This is a genomic window from Virgibacillus xinjiangensis (genome assembly GCF_042643145.1).
GTDB classification, from domain to species: domain Bacteria; phylum Bacillota; class Bacilli; order Bacillales; family Amphibacillaceae; genus Virgibacillus_O; species Virgibacillus_O xinjiangensis.
In genome coordinates this window covers 30,547-56,965 of the sequence record NZ_JBHRSA010000012.1, presented here as the reverse complement: position 1 = coordinate 56,965, position 26,419 = coordinate 30,547, and the positions used below count along the sequence as shown (strand labels likewise).

The window sequence follows — 26,419 nt, the reverse complement described above, 5'->3', positions numbered from 1 at the left end:
GTAACCAAGAATTGATGTGATCCATTCTTTTTTTTACACTTTTACACAATTATACGGACTTAATCGATATAATCGCTCTCCCGCCGATATCCAGTGCGTGATGCTGATATGATCGCTCTCCTGCCGATATCCGGTGCCTACTGCCGATATGATCGCTCTCCCGCCGATATCCGGCGCCTACTGCGGATATAATCGCTCTCCCGCCGATATCCAGTGCGTGATGCTGATATAACCACTCTCCCGCCGATAGCCGGCGCCTCCCAGCGCTATCCACCTGCTTCGACACAAAAAAACCGCTCCCCGAATTCAGGCAGCGGCTGCTGTTATTTCTGCTGATCTTCCATCAACCGGTCCAGCACCATTTTATACCCGTCGCTTCCGTAATTGATGCATCGGCGAACTCTGGAGATGGTGGCAGTTGACGCATTGGTTTCGTTTTCGATGGCATTGTATGTACTTCCTTCTGTCAGCATTTTTGCGACCTGAAGACGCTGGGCGATGGAATGAACCTCTGACATGGTAGCAATGTCATCGAAAAAGCGATAGCATTCTTCGCGATCCTTCAAGGAAAGGATCGCGTCGAATAATTGATCTAACTGTTCTCCACGTAATTTATCTATTTGCACGACGAGACCTCCTGCGTTTACGAGATTAATGGGAAAGATGAACGGAATTGCTGATACCTGGGTCGGCTGGCACAACATTAATCCAAGTGCTGCCGGGAACGAAGCCTGCAGGATTGCCATCTTTCACAGGCAAAATTCTGCCATCCCTGTTTTCCCACTCCAGTGGTTGTACTGTCCCTTTCTGGAGCAGATAGGCATCCCCTCCTGAAGCGAGATCAACCGCACGTCTTCCCTGGTCATCGATGACTTGGTGGTCCGCCTCCACAATAAAGACATTCTCCACCTCTACCGGCTCGCCAGTCTCACGTTCCACTGTCTGTTCCCGATCATTGTACCTTTTATAGGTTTCCGTCCCTGTATCATATTCGAATTCTACGATTTCCATCGGATTCTTGCCATAGGTGATTTCCGCATGGCTGACAGCCTCGCCGTTGAGCTCCCCTGCCTCTTTCTCGCTCAGGAAAGGAAGCGGCTCGTAGTCAGCCTGTAGTTCATAGCCTTTCCTTTCAGCCGCCGGATCTACTCCCTCTGTCAAAAGATAGGAGTTATGCGGTGCCTGGCGGAAATTCTCCCGTTTAAACAGTATACCATTATTATCATACATTGCGCCGTCCAGGTGTTCAATCCCGCGGTTTGCTATCATCTCATTGATGAATCCGGCCGCACCGTGATAGATATACAGCGCCCCATAGTTCTCCGCCAGCTCAAAATAGTACTCCCGTGCACTCCGGACGGGGCCTATTTTCTCCGGCAGCTCGCTTTGATAGATTGCAAGCAGTCTCGTAATATTCCCTTCTGCCAGTATTTCAAACACCATGTCCGCATCAGTGAGACCTGACTGCGGCCTTGCTTTCGCATGATTATTGATCATAACTGCCACCATACGCCGATCAGTCTGGTCATTGGTGCCAAGCCCTGTCAGAGGATACACCCCGGTGTATTCCTCGGCCTCAGCTTCCCCATCCTTTTCCACATTCTCCGCCGATTCGTTCTGTTGTTCCTTCTCGTCCACGGCCTCTTCCTGTGCCCCATCCGCTTCTTCAGAACATGCTCCAAGCAACAGGCCTGCTGCCAGAAGAACATACAGATATTTTCTCATTCCCCCACACCTTTTCATCATAGACTCTTTATCTAATACTATATGTTAACACATCGTGGCAGGGAAAAGTATCTCTCGTTTTTTCACATCTACGATCCCCTGTGGTGTTATTCTCACATACGGTAAATGGGTGGAAGACAGGAAAAAGATCGAATAGACTGGGTCGCCAAATTCATACCCGTACTCCTGCAGATAGCTTTTCAGCTGTTTTTCCTTTTCAATCAGTTCCGTCATTGTTCCGTCAAACATGAAGCCACTTAGTGCCAGCGGAATCTCCAAAAGCACTTCCCCTTGATGGACCAGGACGATTCCGCCGCCTATCGCTTTCAGCCGTTCCCACGCAAGCAGGATATCCTGTTTGCTTTTGCCGATGAAGACCAGGTCACCTGTGGTTGAATAGGAACTGGCCAGTGCACCCAGCCGCTGGGTGAAACCTTTGATGGTCGTGTTCACCCGCCACTTTCCGTTTCGGTCCAAGAGCAGAAGGAAGGCGTCAGGCCGATTGTCAGGGATGGTATCCAGCGTGATATCCGTATCGATCGCATATGGATTCATAATCACATCATTATCCATTCTCAATCCGACTGGGGTGGAAAACTGCAATTCTCCCTCGGTCACATCCCAATCGAATTCCAAGGGGCCGAATCCGTACTGCTTCCAGTCGATGGACGTCTGATGATCCTGTGGCTCTCCCTCTCTCACCATCCATTTCCCTTTCGCCAACACACTATCCGGTACAGGATTCCGTTTATCACCCAGGATGTTGATATGTGCCAGCCTTCCTGGGGCAATGCTGCCAAGCTGTTCATCCATGCCAATGTGCTTGGCGGCGTTATAGCTTGCCATCCGGTACGCTTCCTCTACCGGTACTCCTTTTTCTATCGCAATTTCCACACATTGATTCATCATGCCGTTTTCATAAAATGCAGGCGTCGATCCATCTGTATTCATCGTTAAGTTATCATATGCCTGGAGGTCGGACCCGACAATATCTTCTAACAAGCGGGGCAAGTCCGGTCTGATCGAAGAATAGCGCAATCCGACTTGATACCCAAGCTGAAGCCGCTGGATCACTTCATCACCTGTCATGGATTCATGATCGGCATCCACCCCGAGCAATTTCATTTTGGTGAGCGTTTTTTCAGATGCTCCGGGAAAATGACCTTCGACCGGCTTGCCGTGCCGCTTTGTTTCCTGTATCCAATACAGCAAGCGATCATCCCCTGCCAATAGGCTCGGCCAGCAAGTCAGCTCTCCACCCTGCACAACGGCCGGATGGGAAATCCAGTCAAGTATATCCTCTGTATTGAACAGCTCTTCTTCATTCTGGGACATTGTCTGAGAATCGAATCGGGCCCACCAGAACATGGATACCGGTTGATTGCAGAATTCCTCCAATAAAGAAAACGCTTTCTTTTTATTTAAAGAAAAAAGCCAAAGCATATTATCATTGACCAATGTTGTCGTTCCATATCTAGCCGCATGGTTTGCGAGTACCTCTGGATTGTACAGTTGATAAGGATGGGCATGCGGTTCCACATAGCCTGGCACCAAGTACTTCCCGGTACAGTCCACGATCTCTGTCCGCTCTGAATCGGCCGGCAGTTTATCACCAACGTAGACGATGCGGTCATCGACTATCCATATATTCGCTTCAAGCCATTGCTTTGTAAACATATTCAAATAAGTTCCATTCTTCAAGATCAGCGTCGGTGCTTCTTCCCCATCAACGACTCTGACATGCCTTCTGATTTCGCGGTTTCTCCAATAGGTACCATTCTCCAGCATTATATGTCTCTCCACTCTTTATCAATTAGTTGTTTTTATTTTATCACATATGTCGCTTTATTGCAGTGAAGTTTCAGTTAATTCTTTTTAATAGTAAGATAAAGTTTTTTTATGGCCATGACCGCCATGAAAGCGATTTCTATTTTGGCATAGAAAAAGCATGAAACCATTAGATGGTTTCATGCTTGATCGGATGGGCACCGATATCTTGACGGTAGAAAAATCCTTCCGTTGTGCCGGCGGACGCCAGCAGCTTATAGACAAGGCTGCCTGCCTCCGTCATGTTTGCCGCTTTTGCGCCGGCCAACAACACGCGTCCTCCGTCTGCGACCAGCTGGCCATTGTCCTTTTTGGTACCGGCATGAATCATGAACGCATCATCCACATGCTTGAATTCCGGAAGCTTCACCCCTTTTTGATAGGAGCCCGGATAGCCTTCCGAAGCCACAACCACACCTAGACACGCCTTATCTTCCCATTCCAGTTCAGGATCCTGACCGTTCAGGACATCCATTACCACTTGTACCAGATCATTTTTCAACAAGGGAAGCACCACCTGTGTCTCCGGGTCACCGAAACGTGTATTGAATTCGATGACTTTCGGCCCTTGCTCGGTCATGATCAGTCCTGCATAAAGGATGCCTGTAAAGGACCGGCCCTCTTCCAGCATGCCATCCGCGGTCTTCTGCAGGATCTCCCGTTCAGAATAAGCGAGCTGTTCTTCGCTGATATCATCTGCAGGTGCATAGGCTCCCATGCCCCCAGTATTTGGACCAGCATCACCGTCATATGCCCGTTTATGATCTCTCGCCGTGACCATGGAATGAACATTTTTCCCATTCACAAAAGCCATCAGTGAAAATTCGCGGCCTGCGAGGAACTCTTCGATGACAACCTTCGTGCCGGCATCAGCAAAAGCCTGATTGACGAGCATCTCATCAATCGCCTCGATTGCCTGTTCGGTCGTTTCAGCCACGATGACTCCTTTGCCCGCGGCAAGGCCATCCGCTTTTACCACAATCGGGGCACCCTTCACCTCTACATATGCTTTTGCTTCTTCCGCATCAGTAAATGTTTCATAGGCTGCTGTTGGTATGTCGTATTTTTTCATGAATTCCTTGGCAAAGCTCTTGCTTCCCTCGAGCAGTGCCGCCTCTTTTGTCGGTGCGAAAACAGTCAGTCCGTGCTCGTGGAAACTGTTGGTTATCCCGGCATTCAGCGGATTCTCCGGCCCGACGATGGTCAGATCAACCTGTTTCTCTTTGGCAAGGTTCACCAACCCCTCGATATCCATTTCATCCACCGGCACACACTCCGCCTGACCCTCAATTCCCCCATTGCCTGGAGCTGCATAGAGATTTGTCACTTTTCCACTTTCCGAGAGTTTCCTTACAATACTATGTTCACGACCACCGCGGCCTACTACCAAAATGTTCATCGAAAAGCTCCCCCCGCTTGTTTATTAATGCTTGAAATGGCGCATTCCTGTATAAACCATGGCAATCCCATGTTCATTGCAGACATCGATGGAGTCCTGGTCCCGTTTGGATCCGCCCGGCTGGATGATTGCAGTAATTCCCGCTTCTGCCGCAGCCTGTACCGTATCCGGCATCGGGAAGAATGCATCCGAAGCGAGCACTGCTCCTTTAGCCTTGTCTCCAGCCTGCTCAATGGCAATATTGGCAGATCCGATCCGGTTCATCTGCCCGGCACCTACACCGATAGTCTGGTTATCCTTGCCAAGTACGATGGCATTGGATTTCACATGCTTGACCGCTTTCCAGGCAAACAATAGATCTGCCAATTCTTTCTCATTCGGATTCCTTTGCGTGGCCACTTTCAATTCATCTTCCGTCACTTCTCCAGCGTCATTATGCTGGATCAGTACCCCACCTTTTACTGTTGTCAGTTGATGATATGCTTCCTCATCCTCTTTGCTGTTCAATTTTAACAGGCGGATATTCTTTTTCCGCGTCAAAATCTCCATTGCCTCGTCCGTAAAGGATGGCGCAATCACGATTTCCAAGAAAATCTCACTCAGCTTCTCAGCGGTATCTGCTTCGATTTCCCGATTGACTGCTACAATCCCGCCGAAGATGGAAATCGGATCGGAATCGTATGCCTTGCCAAATGCATCGAACAGATTCTCTCCTACCCCAATGCCGCATGGATTCATATGTTTGACAGCAACCGCACTCGGCTGCTTGTATTCTGATAAAATCTCAAGAGCAGCATTGGCATCCTGGATGTTATTATAGGAAAGTTCTTTTCCATGCAGTTGGTCTGCATCTGCCAGACTCATGCCCTTGCTGAGTGGATTTTTGTAAAAGGCCGCTGCCTGGTGCGGATTCTCTCCATATCTTAGTGTCTGGACCTTTTCATATGTAATGGTATAATTCTCCGGAAATTCCTCCTCCGTTTGTGCAGAGAAGTAGTTGGCGATCATTGCATCATAATTCGCTGTATGGCGGAATACCTTGGCTGCAAGGCTCTTGCGCTTCTGTGCATCCAAGCTGTCTTCTTTCAGCCCAGTCAAAACTTCGGCATAGTCAGCAGGGTCCACTACTACCGCTACATCCTCAAAGTTTTTAGCAGCAGAACGAAGCATGGAAGGTCCACCTATATCGATATTTTCGATGATGTCTTCTTCAGATACACCTTCTTTTTCCAATGTTTGCTTGAATGGATAAAGATTGACCACAACAATATCAATCGGTGAAATCCCGTTTTCCTCCATTTGTGCCATATGGCTCTCATTGGAACGTTTTCCAAGTAGCCCGCCATGGACTTTCGGATGAAGTGTTTTGACACGACCATCCATGATTTCCGGAAACCCTGTGACATCATCAATTGCCGTAGCTGGAATGCCTGCTGCTTTTATAGCCTTCAGCGTTCCGCCGGTGGAGATGATTTCCACATCCAGTTCAGACAGTCCTTTTGCAAACTCTTCAATGTTTTCTTTGTTGGATACACTGATTAATGCACGTTTCGGCATGAAAAAATCCCTCACTTTATTAGTATTAACTCCTTGATGGCTGCCGGATATAGTTGATGTTCCACTGCCTGTATCCTCTTTTTGAGTGTCCCTTCCGAATCATCCGGCATGACTGGCACTTCCTGCTGGGCAATGATCGGCCCTGTATCAATACCTTCATCGACGTAGTGGACGGTAACTCCTGTGGCTTCGACGTTGGCCTGAAATGCCTGGCCAATCGCATCTTTGCCCGGAAAAGCAGGCAGAAGGGAAGGATGGATATTGATCATCCGATCCGTATAGGCTTGAAGCAATGTCGGCCCGCAGATTCGCATATAACCGGCTAGGAAAATCCATTCTACACCTAATTCCTCCAGCCTGGAAACAATCTCTCTCTCATAATGCTCTTTGGATGCATAGTTCTTTGCACGGAAGGAAAAAACCGGCACTCCAAATGCTTCTGCCTTTTCAATGACGGGCGCTTCCGGCTGGTCACAGACAAGTACAGCTATTTCACAAGGCATCGGCCCCGCTTCCATGATAGCCTGAAAATTGCTTCCCGTACCCGAGGCAAAAACGGCTGCTTTAACCTTTCTCATGGCAAGAAATGCACCCCTTCTTTGCCGGTTACCATACCAATGACGGAAGCCTGTTCCCCGTTCTGCCTCAACAGGCGGACGACATTCTCTGCTTCTGCTTCATCGACAGCCAGAACCATACCGATTCCCATGTTGAAGACACCATACATCTCATCAAGTGGAAGATTTCCCTGCTCTTGTAGAAATGGAAAGATTTCCGGCACCTTCCAATTGCTTGGGTGGAGTTCGGCACCCAGTCCCTCTGGAAGCATGCGTGGTAGATTTTCATAAAAACCGCCGCCTGTGACATGGGAAATCCCCTTCACTTCACATTCTTTCTGCAGTTCCGCCAAGGCTTTCGCATAAATCCTGGTAGGTGTCAGCAACACCTCTCCAAGAGGGGCGGATAATCCTTCATAGATCTCTTCCAAATCAAGGTTGGCAACAATTCTCCGGACAAGCGAATAGCCATTGGAGTGTATGCCACTGGAAGGCATGCCGACCAGCACATCTCCCGGACGGATGGATTCTCCTGTGATCAATTTTGATTTCTCAGCGATTCCCACCGTGAAACCGGCCAGGTCATATTCGTTGTCCTGGTACATCCCCGGCATTTCCGCCGTCTCTCCACCGATCAATGCCGCTCCGGCGCTTGCACAGCCGGCGGAAATTCCTGCGACGATCTGCTCGATCATGGCTGGATCATTCTTTCCGCAGGCAATATAATCAAGGAAGAATAAGGGCTGGGCTCCCTGTGCCGCAATATCATTCACACACATGGCAACCAAGTCCTTACCTACCGTATCATGTTTATCCAGTTCGATGGCCAGCTTCAGTTTCGTGCCTACCCCGTCCGTGCCGGATACTAGCACAGGCTCCTGGAAGGTGAACGAGGTCAGATCGAACAGCCCGGCAAAGGAGCCGATTCCACCCAATACTTCAGGCCGTGCTGTTTTGGCAATATGCTTCTTCATGCGCTCGACAGCTTCATAGCCCCTTTCCACATCCACTCCGGCATCTTTATATATGTTCGACATCCTGTACCCACCTTTTCTATTAACTTTGTTTTCTACCAGAGAACTGATTATCACTCATGCCCTTTCTGAAACTCTCTCCATCACCAGCCAATGTAGGACATTTCTTTGTTGTTATCCTTATCTTCTGTCACTGGATATTTACCGGTCATACAGGCCGTGCAGATCCCTTGGCTGAGGGAGTCATCTTTGAGGATTGCATTTTCCAGACCTGCTTCGGAAAGATAGGAAACACTGTCTGCCCCAATGATGTCGCTGATCCCTTCTGGCGTATGGTTGGCCGCAATCAGCTCTTCCCTTGTTGACATATCGATACCGTAGTAGCATGGATGCTGGATCGCAGGTGATGCAATCCGAACATGGACTTCGGCCGCACCCGCTTCTTTCAGCATCTGTACAATTCGTCTGCTGGTCGTGCCGCGCACAATCGAATCATCGATCATCACAATGCTTTTACCTTCGACGATCCCTCGTACAGGTGAAAGCTTCATCCGTACTCCTTGCTCCCTCAGCTCCTGGGAAGGCTGGATAAACGTACGGCCGACATAGCGATTTTTGATGATACCCATCTCATATGGCAACCCTGTCTCCTCGGCATAACCAATCGCAGCAGAAATGCTGGAATCCGGAACACCTACGACAATGTCGGCATTAGCTGGTGCTTCTTTGGCGAGTTCCTTCCCCATCTGTTTTCTGGATGCGTGGACATTCACCATGTTCACATCGCTGTCCGGCCTGGACAGGTAAACATATTCCATGGCGCACATGCGGCGCTGCCTCGGCATAGCGAACTGGGTAGATTTGATCCCTTCATCACTGATGGTGACCAGTTCACCCGGCATCACTTCCCGTTCGAAGACCGCCCCGATCTGATCGAATGCACAGGTTTCCGAAGCAACCACATATGCCTCGCCAAGACGCCCGATGGAAAGTGGCCGCATGCCGATCGGGTCGAGTGCAGCATACATTTTATCCTCTTTCAAAATCAGATAGGCATAGGCACCCTTGATACGTGTCAACGCACTGGCAATCGATGTCTCTGTTGTTTCCATGCCGCTCCTTTTGATTAAATGTGCAAGCACCTCGGTGTCCGATGAGGTCTGCAGGATGCTTCCCTGGATTTCCAATTCCCCGCGCAGCTGATGTGCATTGATGAGGTTGCCGTTGTGGGCGAGTGCCATGCTCCCTGTCTGTGAACGGAACAGGAGCGGCTGGACATTGTCAATTCCCTTGCCGCCTTGAGTGGAGTACCTTACATGCCCGACTGCCGCATGACCTTGCAATGTGTCGAATTCCGCATGTTTGAACACATCATTGACCAGTCCGAGTCCTTTATGTGCCTTCAGTTCACGGCCATCGCTTACAGCCACACCAGCACCTTCCTGGCCTCGGTGCTGCATCGAATGCAGACCATAATAGGCCAGCTCTGCTGCTTTTTCGTGTCCCCAAATTCCGAATACACCACATTCCTCGTTTATGCCTTTGAGTTCAGCAAGCATGGGATAGCTCCTCTCCAGATTTCTTTTAATATTGCCGTGTCTTCTTTCACCGCCTGTTTCTCTCCAACTTTTACAGAGCAGACACCATCTGCCGTCACCTTCCCGATCAACCGGGCATCTTTGACAATCCGTTCAAAATCTTCTTTCATCTCTGGCTTGACGGAGACAAGGAAACGGGATTGTGTCTCACTGTATAAAACAGTTGTTGCGTCCCCATCCAATTCGACCTCTGCTCCAAGGCCTTCCTTGCCGAATAGGCTCTCTGCAAGTGCCACAGCCAATCCACCCTCCGAAAGGTCATGTGCCGACTGGACAGCACCCTGCTTGATCGCTGTAAGGAGCTGGCTCTGTCTTTCTGCTTCCACTTCCATATCGATATGAGGGGCCTTTCCTTCATATTTCCCCTGGATGACCTGTTGCAGTTCACTGCCTCCGAACTCGGCTTCCGCTTCACCGATTTGATAGATCAAGTCACCAGACGTCTGGAAATGGCTTGGTGTAATATGCTCCAGGCTCTCATGCATGCCAACCATGCCGACTACCGGAGTAGGGTAGATCGCCCTTCCCTTGGACTGATTGTAGAGGGAAACATTTCCACCAATCACCGGTGTGCCCAGTGCTGTACATGCTTCACTCATCCCATCCACGCTCTTTTCCATCTGCCAGAACACTTCCGGATTGGTAGGATTTCCAAAATTGAGCCCATCCGTAATACCCAGTGGTCTGGCACCAGAACAGACAATATTCCTGGCTGCTTCTGCGACCGCAATCTTGCCGCCTGTTTCAGGGTCCAAGTACAGATAGCGAGAGTTGCAATCCGTCGTGATGGCCAAAGCTTTATTTGTCCCTTTGACCCGTATGACTGCCGCATCGGAACCTGGTGCAAGCACCGTATTAGTCTGGACCATCGAGTCGTACTGATCATAGACCCATTCCTTGCTGGCAATGGTCGGCTGTTGTAGCAGTTTTTTCAGCATATCCGTGTGGTCCTTCACTTCCGGTTGGTTGACGACCATCTGCTGGAATTCCTGGTAGTATGCTGCCTCCTTGGATGGGAGGTGGAAAACCGGTGCCTCTTCCGCCAATGCATCAACCGGGATATCCGCCTTCACTTCTCCATGCTGTTTAATCCGGAACACTTTCTCCTCGATGACCTTGCCGACAGCTACTGCTTCGAGTCCATATTTTTCGAATATATCGATAATTTCTTGTTCACGACCCTCTTCGGCCACCAGCAGCATCCGCTCCTGTGATTCGGATAACATCATTTCATAGGCACTCATACCCTGTTCTCGCTGTGGCACTAAATCCAAATCCATTTCCATGCCGGTGCCCGCTTTACTTGCCATTTCACTGGCTGAGGAAGTGAGGCCTGCAGCTCCCATATCCTGCATGCCGACCAATGCTTCACAATGAATGACCTCCAAGGAAGCCTCAATCAGCAGTTTTTCCATAAACGGATCGCCAACTTGGACAGATGGCCGGTCCTTGGACGCGTCTTCTCCCAGATCATCCGAAGCAAAAGTGGCCCCATGGATGCCATCCCTTCCGGTTGGTGCACCTGCATAGATGACCGTATTCCCAACGCCGGACGCGAGTCCTTTCTGGATGTCATCATGATTGATCAATCCAATTGCCATAGCGTTGACAAGGGGATTGTCTTCGTAGCTTTCATCAAACTGCACTTCCCCGCCGACGGTCGGAACGCCGACACAGTTTCCATATCCGGCAATTCCATTGACCACTTCACGGAATAGATATTTCACACGATCGGTGGTGAGGTTGCCGAACCTTAGTGAATTCATCAGTGCTACCGGACGTGCTCCCATGGAAAATACGTCACGGAGAATGCCTCCGACACCTGTAGCGGCACCCTGATATGGTTCCACGGCCGATGGATGGTTATGGCTTTCCACCTTGAACACGACTGCCTGATTATCACCGATATCAATGACCCCTGCACCCTCTCCAGGCCCTTGAAGGACATGCGGAGCTTTGGTGGGGAATTTTTTCAACAGCGGTTTCGATGTTTTATAGCTGCAATGCTCGGACCACATTACGGAGAAAATTCCGGTTTCAGTGAAATTCGGACGCCTCTTCAAAATCTGTTTGACCATATCGTATTCCTGGTCACTTAACCCCATTTCTCTATACAACTGATCCTGTTCGACTTGTTCTGGACTGATTTCAGACGTTTGCAGCATAGGTGTACCCCCAGTTCTTGATCATGGATTGAAATAGTTTCCGTCCGTCATCACTTCCGAGCAGCTTTTCCATTGCCCGCTCCGGATGCGGCATCATTCCGAACACATTCCCCTCTTTATTGACGATTCCGGCAATATCTGCGACAGACCCATTAGGGTTATTCTGATAAGTGAAGACGATTTGTTCATTTGCCTTCAGCTCGCCCAAAGTTTCCTGATCACAGAAATAGTTGCCTTCTCCGTGGGCGATCGGAAAACGTACCGTCTCGCCTTGTTCATAGCTGGAAGTAAAGGCTGTCTGATCGTTTTCGACCACCAATGTTTCGTGATGGCACATGAAAGAAAGATTCTTATTGCGCATCAATGCTCCCGGAAGCAGCCCGGATTCTGTCAGCACCTGGAATCCATTGCAGACACCGAGGACCGGCTTTCCTTTCGCAGCATGCTCCTTGATTTGCTGGACCACCTCTGACGCAGAGGCGACCGCACCGGAGCGCAAGTAGTCCCCATATGAGAAACCTCCTGGAAGCAGGATGGCATCATAGTCTTCTAGATTGCTATGTTGATACCAGACCAAGTCGGCATCCATCCCCATCACTTCTTTTACGGCGTGATACATATCCCGGTCACAGTTGGATCCCGGAAAAACGATGACAGCGAACTTCACGAGTGAACAGCCCCCTCCACCTCGATACGATAGTCTTCCATGACAGGATTGGACAATAGCTTTTCACACATCTCCTCGACACGTGCCTCCAAGTCAGGGCCTTCTTCCACCATCAGCTCTATCGACTTTCCTACCCTGGCCTCCTGGACTTCTGCATATCCGAGAGAATTCAAGGAATCCTTGATTGCTTTTCCCTGTGGATCCAACACACCTTGACGCAATGTTACATGTACCGTTACCTTTATCATGATTGTCCCTCCAGACGCTTCAAAATTTCTTCATAAACTTCAATCAAATTGCCGGTTCCTTGCCGGAATACATCCTTATCCAATTTCTGCTCTGTTTCCAGATCCCAAAGCCGGCAGGTATCAGGCGATATTTCATCAGACAGGACAATGTTCCCATCCGCTTTCCTTCCAAATTCAAGCTTGAAATCAACCAATTTAATGCCCATGGATGCAAACAGTGTGGTCAGACGCTCATTGACGAGGAGCGCCTTTTCCTTCACCTGCTTCAATTCGAGGTCGGTAATGTCCGACAGCAACTTGGCATGATCATCATTGATGAGCGGATCACCCAAGTCATCATTTTTATAAAACAATTCAACGAGAGGCGGTTCGAACAGCGTCTTCTCTCTGAAGCCGAGCCGCTTGGTGATACTGCCGGCAGCGATGTTGCGGACCACCACTTCCAATGGGATGATCTCCGTTTGATGCACCAGCTGTTCCGTTTCATTCAACCTTTCAATGAAGTGGGTCTCCACTCCCTTGGAATGAAGGGAGGTGAAGATCTTGGAGGAAATTTCATTATTCAACCGGCCCTTGCCATCGAATTGGGCCTTTTTCTCGCCATTGAATGCAGTGGCATCATTCTTATAGGACAACACTAGCTGTCCCGGCTTTCCTTCCGCCCGGTATACCCGCTTTGCCTTGCCTTCATATAAAAGATCAGCTTTCATCTTATTCACCCTTCTTCAGTCCGATTCGGTCAAAAATTGCATCTACGTTTTTCAAGTGATAGGTATAGTCGAAACAATCATCGATTTCTGCCTGGGTCAGCTTTGATGTAACCTGTTCATCCGCCTCTACCAGTTCTTTGAAGTGTGTAGCTGTTTCCCAAGCCTGCATCGCTTTCGGCTGGACAAGATCATAGGCGGCTTCCCGGGCCATCCCCTTGTCGATCAGGGAAAGGAGTACACGCTGGGAGAAGATGACACCATGTGTCCGGTCGATATTCCGCTTCATATTTTCCGGGAACACGGTGAGATTCTTCACGATATTGCCGAACCGGTTCAGCATATAATTGAGGGCAATGGTGGCATCCGGCAGAATGACACGCTCTGCAGATGAATGGGAAATATCCCGTTCATGCCAAAGAGATACATTTTCATAAGCCGTCATCATATAGCCACGGACCACCCGGGCCATCCCTGTCATGTTCTCCGATCCGATCGGGTTACGCTTATGCGGCATGGCCGAGGAACCTTTCTGCCCCTTGGCAAAACGCTCTTCCACTTCTCTTGTCTCTGTTTTCTGAAGCCCACGGATCTCTGTCGCAAACTTCTCGATGGAAGTGGCAATCAATGCCAATGCCGACATGTATGCGGCATGACGGTCACGCTGGAGAGTCTGTGTGGAAACCGGAGCAGGAGAAGTACCGAGCTTCTCGCAAACATACTGCTCGACATAAGGGTCGATGTTGGCATAGGTTCCGACCGCGCCGGAAAGCTTTCCGAATTCGACATTTTTCGCTGCCAGTTCAAACCGTTCGATGTTCCGTTTCATTTCTTCGTACCAAAGTGCCATCTTCAACCCGAATGTGGTAGGCTCGGCATGGACGCCATGTGTCCGTCCCATCATGACGGTATGCTGATGCTCTATTGCTTTATCTTCCAGAATGGATAAGAAGTTATTCAAATCTCTTCGGATGATATCATTTGCTTGTTTGAGCAGGTAAGATAGAGCAGTATCCACCACATCTGTCGAGGTCAGCCCGTAATGGACCCATTTCCTCTCTTCACCAAGCGTTTCCGATACGGCTCTGGTGAATGCCACTACGTCATGCCTGGTCTCTTGCTCGATTTCGTAGATTCTATTGATATCAAAAGAGGCATTTTCACGAAGCTTTTGCACATCTTCTTTCGGGATGACTCCAAGCTCACTCCAAGCTTCACAAGCGAGAATTTCCACTTCCAGCCATGCCTTGAATTTGTTCTCTTCCGTCCAAATGCTGCCCATTTCTTCTCGTGTATACCGTTCAATCATCGTTTTGCCTCCTCGAATGTCTGTATCTGCTGCTGCAATTCCTCTTCTGTTGCTGCAATAAATGTAACATGGCCCATCTTCCGTTTCACTTTTGCCTCTGCCTTCCCATAAAGGTGGACAAATCCATCAGGCACTTTCTCCATCGCATTCAGGGCTCCTTCGAGATCTTCACCAAGGATATTGATCATCACAGATGGGTTCAGAAGCCTCACTTCTGTAAGCGGAAGACCACAAATGGCTCGAATATGCTGGCCGAATTGGGAAATATTGCATGCCTCGATAGAATAATGTCCCGAATTATGCGGGCGTGGTGCCATTTCATTGAGGAATACTTCATCCCCTTTTACGAACATTTCAATGGCAAAGGTCCCGACAATGCCCATGCTCTCGGCAAGCTTTTCTGCAGCTTCGTATGCCTTGACTTCCAATTTCTTATCCACGTCTGCCGGAACAGTGGTCTGATAGAGGACGTGATCCTTATGATCGTTCTCCGACAGCGGGAAGAAGGAAATATTGCCGTCCAGCGCCCTCGTGAATACCACAGACACTTCCTTATCGAATGCCAGCCACTCTTCGATGATGCAGTGCCCATTCTTTTCTGCAAAATCAATGGCTTCTTGTGCATCCTCCGAGGACTCCAGTTTGACCTGTCCTTTCCCATCATAACCACCACTGCAGGTTTTAATGACGGCAGGGTAAGAAAAGTCCGCCAGCGCCTCTTCGCACTCGGCTCCATTCTGGACGATCCGGAATTCCGGTACAGGCAGACCAGCATCACGCATGGTCACTTTTTCCTTCTCCCTGTTTTGGGTGATTTCCAGGGCAAGGGCTCCTTGCGGCAATTTCCCTTGTTCTTCGATGTAACGGGCCGCAGTAAGATCCACATTTTCAAATTCGTATGTGACCGCATCACTGATCTCCGTCAGTTCCTTGATGGCATCCATATCATCATAAGCCGCAGTAAGCTGGCGGTCGGCCACCTGTACAGTGGGACAGTTCGGTGTCGGGTCAAGCACCGCCACCTGATATCCCATATATCTTGCTGCAATGGCCATCATACGCCCAAGCTGTCCGCCGCCGATGATACCAATCATCGCCGGTGGTAGAAGTACATCATTTCTGCTCAAGTTCATCCCTCATTTCTGCAACTTTTTCCTGCATGTTCTTACGATAATTTTTGAGGTTTCCTGCAACTACTCCGTCAAAAGCGCCGATCATCTGCGCCGCCAGAATGCCCGCATTCGTGGCACCTGCCTTGCCGATGGCCACGGTCGCCGTCGGTACGCCACCAGGCATCTGGACGATGGACAATAGGGAATCCAACCCATCCAATGCCTTGCTCTGTACTGGCACTCCTATCACGGGCAGAGTGGTCTGGGATGCGACCATACCCGGCAGATGTGCTGCTCCTCCAGCTCCGGCTATGATCACTTTCAGTCCTCGTTCCCTGGCGGACTTGGCATACGCAAACATTTCATCAGGTGTTCTGTGAGCAGAGATCACTTCCTTTTCATAGGGCACCTCCAGATCATCCAGTGCCTTGCACGTATGCTGCATCGTTTCCCAATCGGATATACTCCCCATGATAACGCCAACTTGCATGTTCAAAACCCTCTCTATCTATTGTTCTATCTGCCGATATATAAAAAGCCTGTTCTTTCCCTCATAGATGAGAGAAGATGAACAGGCTTGAAGCGTCCGGACAGACATTCAAACGGATCATTGCCTACACAATGATTCATCTCCCCTCATAGTCCGGCATTTACGGTGCCGGGTAGAAACTTCTGGGCCATATTCCCAATGATATATGAGGTTCCGTATTTATTTGTTGGTTCAAGCATACCAAAACACGGGCCGAAAATCAATAAAATATCGAACAATTAAATATAAAAAACATGTAATGTTCGGTTTTTGACAAACACGCTGTATTATGGGTGGACAGCTGGCAAAATATAATCGTGGAATATGCTTCATCTCCGATACGACATACACGCAGTTTTCATGATAACTCGTGAAATAAAGGTATGATGGCTCTGTTTCCTAGTAAGCCACAAGTAGAGCCTCACACACCGCTGCGGAAACTCCACTTCGCTTTCCGCGGGCGACCCGTGAGCTTCCTCGAACTAACGTTCTCCGGGATCTCACTCTGGTCACGATTCCCGCAGGAGTCTTCTTGGATTTCCTCCGCTGGTCTAGTTATTACAATCTCAATGATGTTAGTTGCTTTATGAACTGAAACAGTCGAAGCTTCTCACATAAATGAAACATCAATTTTTTGTGAGATAACTCCATTAAGCTTTTTCAGATTTCATAACCACTCAACAACCAGAAAACTACACCAAGCGAAGAAAAAATACGTAGACTCCTGTGGGAACAGCACGAGTCTGAAGGCCCCGCAGGAAGCGTCCTTTGCTTCCGAGGAGACTGAAGCCGTGCCCACGGAAAGCGAAGTATTTTGTCGCAGCGGTGGCAGTCCTTCTCGTTTCTATAGAAGATTAGCAAGAGTGAAGAGAGAAGCTGACAACCGACATGCCCGTCGCTTCTCCTGAAACATAAATTCACACCCAGCGGAGACTAAATACGCAGACTCTAGTGGGAACAGTACGAGTTTGAAGGCCCCCGGAAGAAGTGCCTTTCTTCTGAGGAGACTGAAACCATGCCCACGGAAAGCGAAGTATTTTGTCGCAGCGGATGTAGTCACCATTATTCTACCAGAGTCAGTAGAACTCTTTTTTCAATAGCAGGATGAAAGTATACGCAGGAGACACAGACCAATCCAGTGGAGGCAGAATGCGTAGACTCCTGTGGGAACAGCACGAGTCTGAAGGCCCCACAGAAAGCGCTCTTTGCTTCCGAGGAGACTGAGGCCGTGCCCACGGAAAGCGAAGCGTTCTGCCGGAGCGAATGCTAGTGATGATTTATTAATTGAGGGGAGAGTACTTCACGTATGAAGTATGTGAAGTACTCTATTCCAATACCCGAAGGCTCTGCCAGAAGGAAGATGACATAAAAAAATGGCCTGGATAAAACCCAAGCCATTCCTTCTATCCTTATATATAGCCGCAATTTCGCCTGCGACACCTTGACACCTACTCTTTCTCTTTCTTTACGCCATCACTTTTTGGTTGGGTGCTGACCACTGCTTGCTCAGTCGGCGTCACATTAGCAGCAGCTTTACTCTTCCTCGGATTCATCAACCTTCCTCTGCGTACCTGTTTCACCCAGAAACCGCCGTAGATCTGCTTTGGTTCATAGGAAATAATGAAAGCTTTCTGATCGATTTCCTGTATGGTCTGGTAAAGCTGCAGCTCATATTTCCTCGGTGTGAGGATCTGCATGGAGAGTCTGTCACCATCCATTCCATAGGAATACCAACTTGTCACACCATATCCTTTATCCCTTAATTTACGGGTGAAATCTATGTCTGGATTCGAAGATACCACATTTACCGTAATATATCCGAGCGCCAGCTTTTCCTCAATCTTGGTACCGATGATGACACCAAGCCCAAAACCGACGGCATATGCAATCAAGTTCTGGATTTGATCCAGGTTATCAAGTACCAACCCTAGCCCGACGACATAGATAATAATCTCGAACATGCTGACAAAGGCCGCTATGTATCTCCGCCCCTTCAGCGTCAGGATCATCCGCATGGTGGACAACGAGACATACGCAATATTGATGACGAGAATGATGCTTACCATGACCAGTGCATTTTCCAGCAAAGCAAACCCTCCTATATTTTCTGTTTCTATAGAATACAATATATATAAGGATATGAAAATAATTTGCAATCATGTACGGTTCACTGGATTTCAATAGCCGCGGATTCTCTTGTTCAGTGCCTTCTTCCAACTCTCTCCAAGCCCTTCGCAAGCTGCAAGATCTTCTGCCAGGCGAAGATCTTCCTTCCTCACATGCATCACTTCATTACAAGCGGCTATCGTCCAGGCAGGAGAAAGACGCTCCATAAGTTCTAGATCAGTGGAACAATGGGCCTCCCCCTCTTCCAGTACCCTGAAATACCATCCAGTACGACCGCTCTTCTGGATTCTTCGGGAAAAACCTATATGGCGGAAGGGAGTAGTTGCATCGAGATACGGTAGGCCTGGTTGGGAAACCTGTATTACCGCAGTTCCCAGATGGAACACATCTCCAATGCACACAGTATACTCTTCCATCTCCAACAAAGATAAATGCTCCCCCATCGCTCCATATGATATGCTTTCATCCGCAAGTTCCGTTTGCCAATCGGCATAATGTTTGATCGGATAAGCAAACAACGCCTTGTCAGGGGTACGGTATAAGCGGCTTTTATTTTTTATTCCCCTTGTCTGTATTCTTGCACTTTCCAATTCCATTGTTTCTGCAATGGTTAGTCGCCAAGGGAATGGCATAGCTCCTTCTCTTTTTTGCTGTACCATCCCGCTGAAAATTTTATGTACAAATGGTTCATCCATCATGCCACCAGCTTTCACTTATGATATATTTAATACTACTCTCAATTTCCGACAGCAACTATTGGGTTGGCTGTAAAGGAGGCAATCATGACAACGAAAGAAAAAGCGACATTTGCCGGAGGATGCTTCTGGTGCATGGTCAAACCCTTCGACCAATGGGACGGCGTCTACCGTGTGATTTCCGGTTATACCGGCGGACATTTGGAAAACCCTTCCTATGAAGATGTGAAGAGCGGTACTTCCGGCCATTATGAAGCTGTTGAAATAACCTATGATCCAAGCATCATAAGCTATAAAGAAATCCTGGATATTTACTGGCAGCAGATAGATCCAACCGATGACGGCGGCCAATTTCATGACCGGGGAGACTCTTACCGAACTGCCATTTTCTACCATAACGTGGAACAGAAGCAAGCAGCAGAAGCTTCCCGAGAAAAACTTGCCCAAAGCGGTAGGTTCTCCAAGCCGATTGTGACCAACATTCTTCCTGCGGAGACCTTCTATCCCGCCGAAGACTACCACCAGGATTTCTATAAAAAGAATGAACAAGAATACCAGGCAGACAGAGCCAAATCCGGCAGAGATGAATTCATCGAAACGGTATGGGAAAAATAGCCTGGATAGCTAGTGGTTAGACGTGCTGTATGCTGCACGTCTTTCTTTGTTGAAAGGGAAAGTTACAGGCTTCCGATCTTCTATCCCTCTAGCTGCACCTGCTTCCTCCACTTCTTCTCCAACGGTTCCTTCCACGTATCGGCAAGCAGTGGACAGGTAATGAGCTCCTCCACCAGTCCCCAATCAGGTTCTTTCGAAAACATCAGTTGGTTGCAGACTTCAACCGACCACTGAGGATGTGGCCGTTCCTGCAATACCAACGAGTCACCACTTCCTACCAGCCCTTCTTGCAACACACGAAAATACCATCCGGTCCGCCCCGTCTCCTGGATCCGCAAGGCAAAATCCCGCCTTCCAAAACGCCTGCCCGGTTTCCAGCAAGGTTTACGCGGCTGGGATACCTGCACCACCGCTTCGCCCATTGCATATGTATCTCCAATACAGACGTCTCCCTCATAGAGTCCTTTCACCGCGAAGTTCTCCCCCATTGCGCCTGCCTCGATTCCATTCAACTCCAGGTTCTCACGCCAATAGCTATAGTGGCCACTGGGATAGGCAAAAGCAGCCTTTTCCGGCCCTCCATGGTTTTTCTTATCAGCAACCTCATCTCCTTCAAGGCCCACGGCCCCAAGCCACAATCTGACACTACTATCTTCTTTGAACATCCCGCTCTCCCAAGGTTTATCTGCCGGGATGCCGGCAGTCTTCACCCTGCCGACCAGGACCTTCTCTGTCCATGCTTCCATATCTTCCGCCCCCTTTATGTATGTTTCCATTTTATACGAAAACTTACTATTTTGGAAATTCATTTTACCTTTCGAACACACCATTCGGTCGCCTACTAAAAGAAATAGCCGTATACCATTGGCATACGACTATTTCTTTGCACACTCTTCGATGAATGCTTGGTAAATGTTCAACGATACCTGGTCACCTGTCTCCGCCAATGCCTCCGGGTGCCATTGAAGCCCGAGAGCGAAGCGATGGTTCTTGCTTTCCACTGCCTCGACGACTCCGTCATTAGCTGTCCCACTGATCTGAAAATCCGCTGACACATCACGATTGGCTTGATGATGAAGGCTGTTGACCCGCAGCCTATCTGATCCGGTGAGCCGGTGCAGCAATGAATCTTCCAACACTTGAACAAAGTGGGAGGCATGACTGAACGGCGCCTTCTGGGCGTGCTGAAGCAGCTCTTCATCTATTTGTGTATAGATATCCTGATACATATCTCCACCAGCGGCAATATTGAGTATCTGTGCACCTCGGCACACACCGAGCACCGGCTTTTCAATCTCCAGCATTTTTTTGATCAGAGCTATTTCCGATTGATCGCGCGCAGGGATAATGGTGCCTAGTTCCCGGTGCGGCTCCTCCCCGAAGATGGTCGGATCGATATCATATCCCCCTGTTGCGTACACCCCATCAATCTTCCCTGCTAGGTCTTCCACATCCTCCTGATTCAGGAAGTATGGCAGCATGACAGGCAGCCCCCCTGCACGCGTGATCGCTTTGATATTCCGATGTGTTACAGCGTAATGCGATTCATCCACTTCCATAGAGGAAGTAACCCCTATTACTGGTTTCATGAACTGATTCCCCCTATCCTTTCCCATCAATCCAGCATATGATTTTGTTTCAGTTTAATTGACAGCTGCAAGGAAGTCCAGACTCGTCCTCTATTTCCTATGATAAATAAATGAAATAATGATATAGTGGAGTAATCAGCTATTTTATAGTCAACAAGAAAATGAGGTGCCGCCATATGTTGTTTAAAAGTGACTCTTTAATTCCTTTAAAAATGCTCTTATTCAGTTTTCATGCGTCCAATACCATTATCCTCAGCTTTTTACCTCTATACCTGCAGTTCAAAGGTCTGGATGGAACGGAAATTGGCTGGGTGCTTGCCATCGGCCCCCTAGCATCGATCTTCGCCCAGCCATTTTGGGGTTATTTGAGTGATAAATTCAAGACGGTGAAGTGGATACTGCTGGTATGCATTATCGGCCTGATCATCGGAAGCACACTGTTCTTTCAGATGAATACCCTTCTTACCATCATTCTCATGGGGGCGGTCTTTTACTTTTTCACCACTCCAATCGGTGCTTTGGGTGACAGCCTGGCTCAACGGAGAGCAGATGAACTGAACATCTCTTTTGGAACCATCCGCACATGGGGTTCCATCGGGTTCGCCATTTCCTCCCTGTTGATTGGAGCGATTCTCGATATCATCGGTGTCCAGTATATGCTCCTGCCTTACTTGTTCTTTGGATTCCTCGCCTTGCTTGTCGTCTTCCAGTTGAGTGATGTGAGGATGGATGCAAAACCTGTCCAACTCAAGGATGTACGTAAATTGTCAGGGAACAAGCCATTCCTGCTATTCCTTGGAATCATGCTGTGTCTCACGATCAGCCACCGTGCTAATGACAGCTATATCGGCCTGTATATTACCGAGCTTGGCGGGTCAGAAGGACTGGTCGGTACCGCCTGGTTCATCGGCGTCCTGACCGAGGCAGCAGTGTTTGCAACTGCCGGATTCTGGTTCCGTAAATTTCATCCGCTCATTTTCATTATCCTGGCAGGTATTCTGTATACACTTCGTTGGTTTTTGTATTCATGGGTGGAGGACCCTGTATATGTGCTAGGTTTACAAGTCCTGCATGGTCTGACATTCGGCATTTTTTACTTATCTGCCTTCGAATATGTAACCAGACTCATCCCTCGCCTGTTGCAGGCAACGGGCCATCTTGTCTTTTTCGCCACGTTCTTCGGGCTTTCCGGCATCATCGGTTCTCTAGGAGGCGGTGCAATCATGGAAGCTTTCGGCGGGGCCACTCTCTATTTCACCATGGGAGCTCTAGCATTGGCCGGGACTATATTGATGACAATCTACCATATTCAGCCGTTCGGTAAAAATCCCGTGAAAGAAAGAGGCTACTAATATAACGAAAGCTCTCCGCAGGCGGAGAGCTTTTTTATTTACAGGCCAGGTCGCAAAGCAGCATCAATCGGCAGATGTAATGGTTTATCAGCAGGAGGGATGGGATATCCGCAGGAGGGATGGGATATCCGCAGGAAGACCGCTTTATCAGCGGGATTCGTAAATTATCGCCAGAAGAAAAAATATATCCCCCGAAGAAAAATTTTATCGACAGGACCGACCGTATATCCGCTGTACCACCCGTTTATCAGCAGCACACTCCCTATATCTCCCGCAACCTTCTGCCGATCAGCCGTTCATGACGGATATCGGCTGCACGAGCGGGATATCCGCCGGAGGGCCGGTATACCAGCAGCCCCCCCTTCCATCCTCTGGGACAGAGGCATTAGCTTTGACCGGGGTTGCCCCATCTAAAAAAGACTTCCGGAAAACTCCGGAAGTCTTTCAGTTAACTTAAGAAAATGAAATAAAGGACGAAGATGACGAACAACACATACATGATAGGGTGAATTTCTTTGGCCCTTCCTTTCAACAGCATCGTTACCGGGTAGAAGATAAAACCGATCGCTATTCCAGTAGCAATGCTGTACGTAAGCGGCATTGCCAGAATGGTCAAAAAGGCTGGTACGGCAATTTCAAACTTGTCCCAGTCAATACCTTTCAAGGCGGAGGACATCAGAACGCCGACGATAATCAGAGCAGGTGCTGTCACTTCCGCCGTCACCACACTCAATAATGGTGAAAAGAACAGCGACAATAAGAAGAACCCTCCTGCCACAACGGCAGTGAATCCGGTACGCCCTCCGACACCGACACCTGCAGTGGATTCCACATAGGATGTTGTCGTGGACGTACCCATCGTCGCCCCAACAACAGTTGCTGCCGAATCAGAAAATAATGCTTTACCAGCACGCGGGAGCTTGTTATCCTTCATCAAACCGGCTTGGGTGGCAACAGCTACCAATGTCCCGGCTGTATCAAAGAAATCGACGAACAGGAAGGTCAGAATAACAACAAGCATCTCCAGTGTGAAAATGTCACCAAAATGCAGGAATGCCTGTCCAAAGGTAGGCGCCATACTTGGTACACCGCTCACAACCCCACTGATACCAGAAGGCACTGCGATGAGGCCGAACAGCATTCCGCCAATAGCTGTCAGAATCATGCCGAAAAAGATTCCAGCCTTCACACCAACCGTCAACAGGATGATCGAAATAATCAAACCGAAAATAGCGAGCAATACCGTTGGGGACGTTAGATCTCCAAGTGCCAGTAGTGTTGCATCGTTCCCTACAACGATACCGGCATTCTGCAGACCGATGAAGGCGATAAACAACCCGATCCCCGCCCCCACTGCGAGTTTGAGGTTTCCGGGTATCGCATTGATAATCCGTTCGCGCAGACCGGTCAGTGTCAAAATGATAAAGATGAAACCAGAAGCAAGTACACCGGCAAGCGCAGTTTCCCAAGGAATTCCATAACCAAGGATGACAGTATAGGAGAAAAATGCATTAAGTCCCATCCCCGGTGCCAGAACAATAGGATACTTCGCCAGTATCCCCATTATCAGGGAACCAACTGCCGCTGCAATGGCCGTCGCGGCAAACACTGCTTCCTGATCCATACGGGTAACACCTTCTGGCAGCTCTTCAACCCCTACGAGTGCCAGGGTGGCGGGATTGACAAACAGAATATAAGCCATTGCCAGGAATGTTGTCAGGCCTGCAATGAATTCTGTCCGGTAGTTTGTGCCATATTCTTCAAAGTGGAAATATTTCTTCATGTTGTTGATCCCTACCAATCTACTATTATTTCATATAATAAAAGCGCTCCTGGGGGACCCAAGAGCGCAAAGGTACAGTTTCAGTAGGTTATACCAGCCTGTTGATTCAAGGCTGTATTACTGTTCCTGCGTAGTCAGATCATTTACGGCGATCTGGTAGAGACTCTTGGGCCATATTCCCGGAATTATACGCATTTCATATGAGAATGTACCCTTATAATACTACTGATCGCAGAAACAGTCAACAAAAACCGAACAAAAATAATTTTAAATCATGTAAAGTTCGTTTATTCCCATTCAATGGTGGCAGGTGGCTTGCTGGTTACATCATACACCACCCGGTTGATATGCTGCACATCATTGACAATCCGAGTGGAGATTTTACCAAGGACATCCCATGGAATACGAGCCCAGTCAGATGTCATACCATCAATGGAAGTCACCGCACGGATGCCGATCGTGTAGTCATATGTCCGGGAATCTCCCATGACACCCACACTTTTAATGTTCGGCAATACGGTGAAATACTGCCAAATATCACGGTCCAATCCGGCTGCTGCAATTTCTTCCCGAAGGATTGCATCGGATTCACGGACAATTTCCAACTTCTCCTCGGTGACTTCCCCCAATACCCGAATGGCAAGACCCGGTCCAGGGAAAGGCTGCCGCCATACAATATTGTCAGGAATTCCCAATTGGGTGCCAAGCTCCCTTACTTCGTCCTTGAACAAGGTATTCAGCGGTTCGATCAATTCAAACTGCATATCTTCAGGCAGGCCGCCGACATTATGATGGGATTTGATGGTCTGAGCCGTGTCGGTCCCGCTCTCGATAATATCTGTGTAGAGAGTCCCTTGGGCGAGGAAATCAATATCCTTCAGCTTGCCAGCTTCATCATCAAACACATAAATGAACTCGTTGCCGATGATTTTCCGCTTTTTCTCTGGATCGTCCACACCCTGCAGTTTGGACAGGAAACGGTCTTTGGCATCCACTTTGATAATGTTCATATGGAAATCTTCTGCAAATACCTTCATCACATCATCTGCCTCATTTTTCCTTAACAGACCGTGATCGACGAAAATACATGTGAGCTGATCACCGATTGCTTTATGGATCAGTGCCGCTACCACGGAAGAGTCAACACCACCACTCAAAGCACATAGTACTTTACGATCACCCACCTGTTGCCGGATCTTCTCCGTTTCCAATTCGATGAAGTTCTCAATGGTCCAGTCACCGGCCGTGTCACAAACGTCATTGACGAACTCTTTCAGCAATTGGGTGCCATGTTCTGTATGACGCACTTCCGGATGAAATTGAACACCATATAATTTTTTCTCCTTATTGCTCATCGCAGCAATCGGAGTGGACGGGCTTGTTGCATCCACTGTAAAGGATGCAGGTGCCTCCACCACTTTATCACCATGACTCATCCATACAGATTGGTGTTCCGGCGAGTTCTTAAACAAGGCAGTATCTTTATCTGCATCAATCATTGCCTTGCCATATTCCCGGTTTGCCGCCTTCTCTACTTTACCGCCATAATGGAGGGCCATCAGCTGCATACCGTAGCAGATGCCTAGGATCGGAATATCCAGCTCAAAGATTTCTTTATCACAACGGAAGCTGTTCTCGTCATAGACACTATGCGGTCCGCCGGAAAGGATGATCCCTTTCGGATTCATTTTCCTGATGGTCTCCGCTGTCATTTTATGGGAATGGAGTTCACTGTATACGCCGAATTCCCTGATCCGTCTGGTAATTAATTGATTATACTGGCTGCCGAAGTCCAACACCAGAATCATGTCATTTGTTTCCATTCTTCTCTCCCCTATCTGTTGCATATGGATATACCTACTAAAAAACCCGGATATCCGCCTT

At 48.7% G+C, this 26,419-nt stretch carries 25 protein-coding genes and 2 riboswitches; of the genes, 3 read left to right on the top strand and 22 right to left on the bottom strand.

Going from position 1 to position 26,419, the window contains the following annotated elements; translation table 11 throughout:
• Positions 1 to 49 precede the first annotated feature (49 nt).
• From ACFOGI_RS04240 to ACFOGI_RS04155, 18 genes are all read right to left on the bottom strand, one after another.
• Positions 50 to 286 (bottom strand): hypothetical protein, encoded by a 237-nt coding sequence (locus ACFOGI_RS04240; RefSeq protein ID WP_390268908.1) that lies wholly within the window; start codon positions 284 to 286, stop codon positions 50 to 52.
• Positions 287 to 323: 37 nt separating this feature from the next.
• Complete coding sequence (locus ACFOGI_RS04235; RefSeq protein ID WP_390268905.1) at positions 324 to 626, bottom strand: YerC/YecD family TrpR-related protein; 303 nt, start codon at positions 624 to 626, stop codon at positions 324 to 326.
• Between the two features lie 25 nt (positions 627 to 651).
• Positions 652 to 1,725 carry a DUF3048 domain-containing protein gene (locus ACFOGI_RS04230; RefSeq protein ID WP_390268902.1) on the bottom strand — a complete coding sequence of 358 codons (1,074 nt, stop codon included), beginning with the start codon at positions 1,723 to 1,725 and terminating at the stop codon, positions 652 to 654.
• A gap of 45 nt (positions 1,726 to 1,770) precedes the next feature.
• Positions 1,771 to 3,513 (bottom strand): adenine deaminase C-terminal domain-containing protein, encoded by a 1,743-nt coding sequence (locus ACFOGI_RS04225; RefSeq protein ID WP_390268899.1) that lies wholly within the window; start codon positions 3,511 to 3,513, stop codon positions 1,771 to 1,773.
• A 169-nt stretch (positions 3,514 to 3,682) separates the two neighbouring features.
• On the bottom strand, positions 3,683 to 4,951 hold the full coding sequence (gene purD / locus ACFOGI_RS04220) for a phosphoribosylamine--glycine ligase (protein WP_390268896.1): 1,269 nt from the start codon (positions 4,949 to 4,951) through the stop codon (positions 3,683 to 3,685).
• 24 nt (positions 4,952 to 4,975) lie between these two features.
• On the bottom strand, positions 4,976 to 6,508 hold the full coding sequence (purH, locus tag ACFOGI_RS04215) for a bifunctional phosphoribosylaminoimidazolecarboxamide formyltransferase/IMP cyclohydrolase (protein ID WP_390268893.1): 1,533 nt from the start codon (positions 6,506 to 6,508) through the stop codon (positions 4,976 to 4,978).
• A gap of 11 nt (positions 6,509 to 6,519) precedes the next feature.
• On the bottom strand, positions 6,520 to 7,086 hold the full coding sequence (purN, locus tag ACFOGI_RS04210) for a phosphoribosylglycinamide formyltransferase (protein ID WP_390268890.1): 567 nt from the start codon (positions 7,084 to 7,086) through the stop codon (positions 6,520 to 6,522).
• The gene (gene purM, locus ACFOGI_RS04205; RefSeq protein ID WP_390268887.1) at positions 7,083 to 8,102 is read right to left on the bottom strand and encodes a phosphoribosylformylglycinamidine cyclo-ligase; all 1,020 of its coding nucleotides are present in this window, start codon (positions 8,100 to 8,102) and stop codon (positions 7,083 to 7,085) included. Before purM ends, purN begins: the two co-directional genes overlap by 4 nt.
• An 80-nt stretch (positions 8,103 to 8,182) precedes the next feature.
• Positions 8,183 to 9,598: an amidophosphoribosyltransferase gene (purF, locus tag ACFOGI_RS04200; protein WP_390268884.1), complete on the bottom strand. Its 1,416-nt coding sequence runs from the start codon at positions 9,596 to 9,598 to the stop codon at positions 8,183 to 8,185.
• Positions 9,574 to 11,802: a phosphoribosylformylglycinamidine synthase subunit PurL gene (gene purL, locus ACFOGI_RS04195; RefSeq protein WP_390268881.1), complete on the bottom strand. Its 2,229-nt coding sequence runs from the start codon at positions 11,800 to 11,802 to the stop codon at positions 9,574 to 9,576. Before purL ends, purF begins: the two co-directional genes overlap by 25 nt.
• Positions 11,786 to 12,469 (bottom strand): phosphoribosylformylglycinamidine synthase subunit PurQ, encoded by a 684-nt coding sequence (purQ, locus tag ACFOGI_RS04190; protein WP_390268878.1) that lies wholly within the window; start codon positions 12,467 to 12,469, stop codon positions 11,786 to 11,788. The genes purL and purQ overlap by 17 nt, the downstream gene beginning before the upstream one ends.
• Positions 12,466 to 12,717: a phosphoribosylformylglycinamidine synthase subunit PurS gene (purS, locus tag ACFOGI_RS04185; protein ID WP_390268875.1), complete on the bottom strand. Its 252-nt coding sequence runs from the start codon at positions 12,715 to 12,717 to the stop codon at positions 12,466 to 12,468. Before purS ends, purQ begins: the two co-directional genes overlap by 4 nt.
• Positions 12,714 to 13,427 (bottom strand): phosphoribosylaminoimidazolesuccinocarboxamide synthase, encoded by a 714-nt coding sequence (gene purC / locus ACFOGI_RS04180; protein WP_390268872.1) that lies wholly within the window; start codon positions 13,425 to 13,427, stop codon positions 12,714 to 12,716. Before purC ends, purS begins: the two co-directional genes overlap by 4 nt.
• Before the next feature lies 1 nt (position 13,428).
• The gene (purB, locus tag ACFOGI_RS04175) at positions 13,429 to 14,733 is read right to left on the bottom strand and encodes an adenylosuccinate lyase (protein WP_390268869.1); all 1,305 of its coding nucleotides are present in this window, start codon (positions 14,731 to 14,733) and stop codon (positions 13,429 to 13,431) included.
• Positions 14,730 to 15,866 (bottom strand): 5-(carboxyamino)imidazole ribonucleotide synthase, encoded by a 1,137-nt coding sequence (gene purK, locus ACFOGI_RS04170; RefSeq protein ID WP_390268866.1) that lies wholly within the window; start codon positions 15,864 to 15,866, stop codon positions 14,730 to 14,732. The genes purB and purK overlap by 4 nt, the downstream gene beginning before the upstream one ends.
• The gene (gene purE, locus ACFOGI_RS04165) at positions 15,847 to 16,335 is read right to left on the bottom strand and encodes a 5-(carboxyamino)imidazole ribonucleotide mutase (protein WP_390268863.1); all 489 of its coding nucleotides are present in this window, start codon (positions 16,333 to 16,335) and stop codon (positions 15,847 to 15,849) included. Before purE ends, purK begins: the two co-directional genes overlap by 20 nt.
• A 129-nt stretch (positions 16,336 to 16,464) precedes the next feature.
• Positions 16,465 to 16,564: riboswitch (purine riboswitch) on the bottom strand.
• Between the two features lie 1,258 nt (positions 16,565 to 17,822).
• A complete protein-coding gene (locus ACFOGI_RS04160) occupies positions 17,823 to 18,461 on the bottom strand; it encodes a DUF2179 domain-containing protein (RefSeq protein ID WP_390268860.1) in 639 nt (212 codons plus the stop codon).
• 90 nt (positions 18,462 to 18,551) lie between these two features.
• The gene (locus ACFOGI_RS04155; protein WP_390268857.1) at positions 18,552 to 19,196 is read right to left on the bottom strand and encodes an MOSC domain-containing protein; all 645 of its coding nucleotides are present in this window, start codon (positions 19,194 to 19,196) and stop codon (positions 18,552 to 18,554) included.
• Between the two features lie 87 nt (positions 19,197 to 19,283).
• Between ACFOGI_RS04155 and msrA the strand changes: the two genes are divergently transcribed.
• The gene (gene msrA, locus ACFOGI_RS04150) at positions 19,284 to 19,811 is read left to right on the top strand and encodes a peptide-methionine (S)-S-oxide reductase MsrA (RefSeq protein ID WP_390268854.1); all 528 of its coding nucleotides are present in this window, start codon (positions 19,284 to 19,286) and stop codon (positions 19,809 to 19,811) included.
• A gap of 80 nt (positions 19,812 to 19,891) precedes the next feature.
• Here msrA and ACFOGI_RS04145 read toward each other — a convergent pair whose 3' ends face one another.
• Both ACFOGI_RS04145 and ACFOGI_RS04140 read right to left on the bottom strand, forming a co-directional pair.
• Complete coding sequence (locus tag ACFOGI_RS04145) at positions 19,892 to 20,557, bottom strand: MOSC domain-containing protein (RefSeq protein ID WP_390268852.1); 666 nt, start codon at positions 20,555 to 20,557, stop codon at positions 19,892 to 19,894.
• Between the two features lie 129 nt (positions 20,558 to 20,686).
• Positions 20,687 to 21,400, bottom strand: coding sequence for a gamma-glutamyl-gamma-aminobutyrate hydrolase family protein (locus ACFOGI_RS04140; RefSeq protein ID WP_390268850.1), 714 nt, complete (start codon positions 21,398 to 21,400; stop codon positions 20,687 to 20,689).
• Positions 21,401 to 21,579: 179 nt separating this feature from the next.
• Between ACFOGI_RS04140 and ACFOGI_RS04135 the strand changes: the two genes are divergently transcribed.
• Both ACFOGI_RS04135 and ACFOGI_RS04130 read left to right on the top strand, forming a co-directional pair.
• Positions 21,580 to 22,752 carry an MFS transporter gene (locus ACFOGI_RS04135; RefSeq protein ID WP_390268913.1) on the top strand — a complete coding sequence of 391 codons (1,173 nt, stop codon included), beginning with the start codon at positions 21,580 to 21,582 and terminating at the stop codon, positions 22,750 to 22,752.
• Positions 22,753 to 22,871: 119 nt separating this feature from the next.
• Positions 22,872 to 23,054 (top strand): hypothetical protein, encoded by a 183-nt coding sequence (locus ACFOGI_RS04130; RefSeq protein ID WP_390268848.1) that lies wholly within the window; start codon positions 22,872 to 22,874, stop codon positions 23,052 to 23,054.
• Between the two features lie 146 nt (positions 23,055 to 23,200).
• Here ACFOGI_RS04130 and ACFOGI_RS04125 read toward each other — a convergent pair whose 3' ends face one another.
• Both ACFOGI_RS04125 and guaA read right to left on the bottom strand, forming a co-directional pair.
• Positions 23,201 to 24,535, bottom strand: a complete 1,335-nt coding sequence (locus tag ACFOGI_RS04125; protein ID WP_390268845.1) for an NCS2 family permease — start codon at positions 24,533 to 24,535, stop codon at positions 23,201 to 23,203.
• A 111-nt stretch (positions 24,536 to 24,646) separates the two neighbouring features.
• Positions 24,647 to 24,748, bottom strand: a riboswitch (purine riboswitch).
• A 74-nt stretch (positions 24,749 to 24,822) separates the two neighbouring features.
• Positions 24,823 to 26,358, bottom strand: coding sequence for a glutamine-hydrolyzing GMP synthase (gene guaA / locus ACFOGI_RS04120; protein ID WP_390268842.1), 1,536 nt, complete (start codon positions 26,356 to 26,358; stop codon positions 24,823 to 24,825).
• Positions 26,359 to 26,419 lie beyond the last annotated feature (61 nt).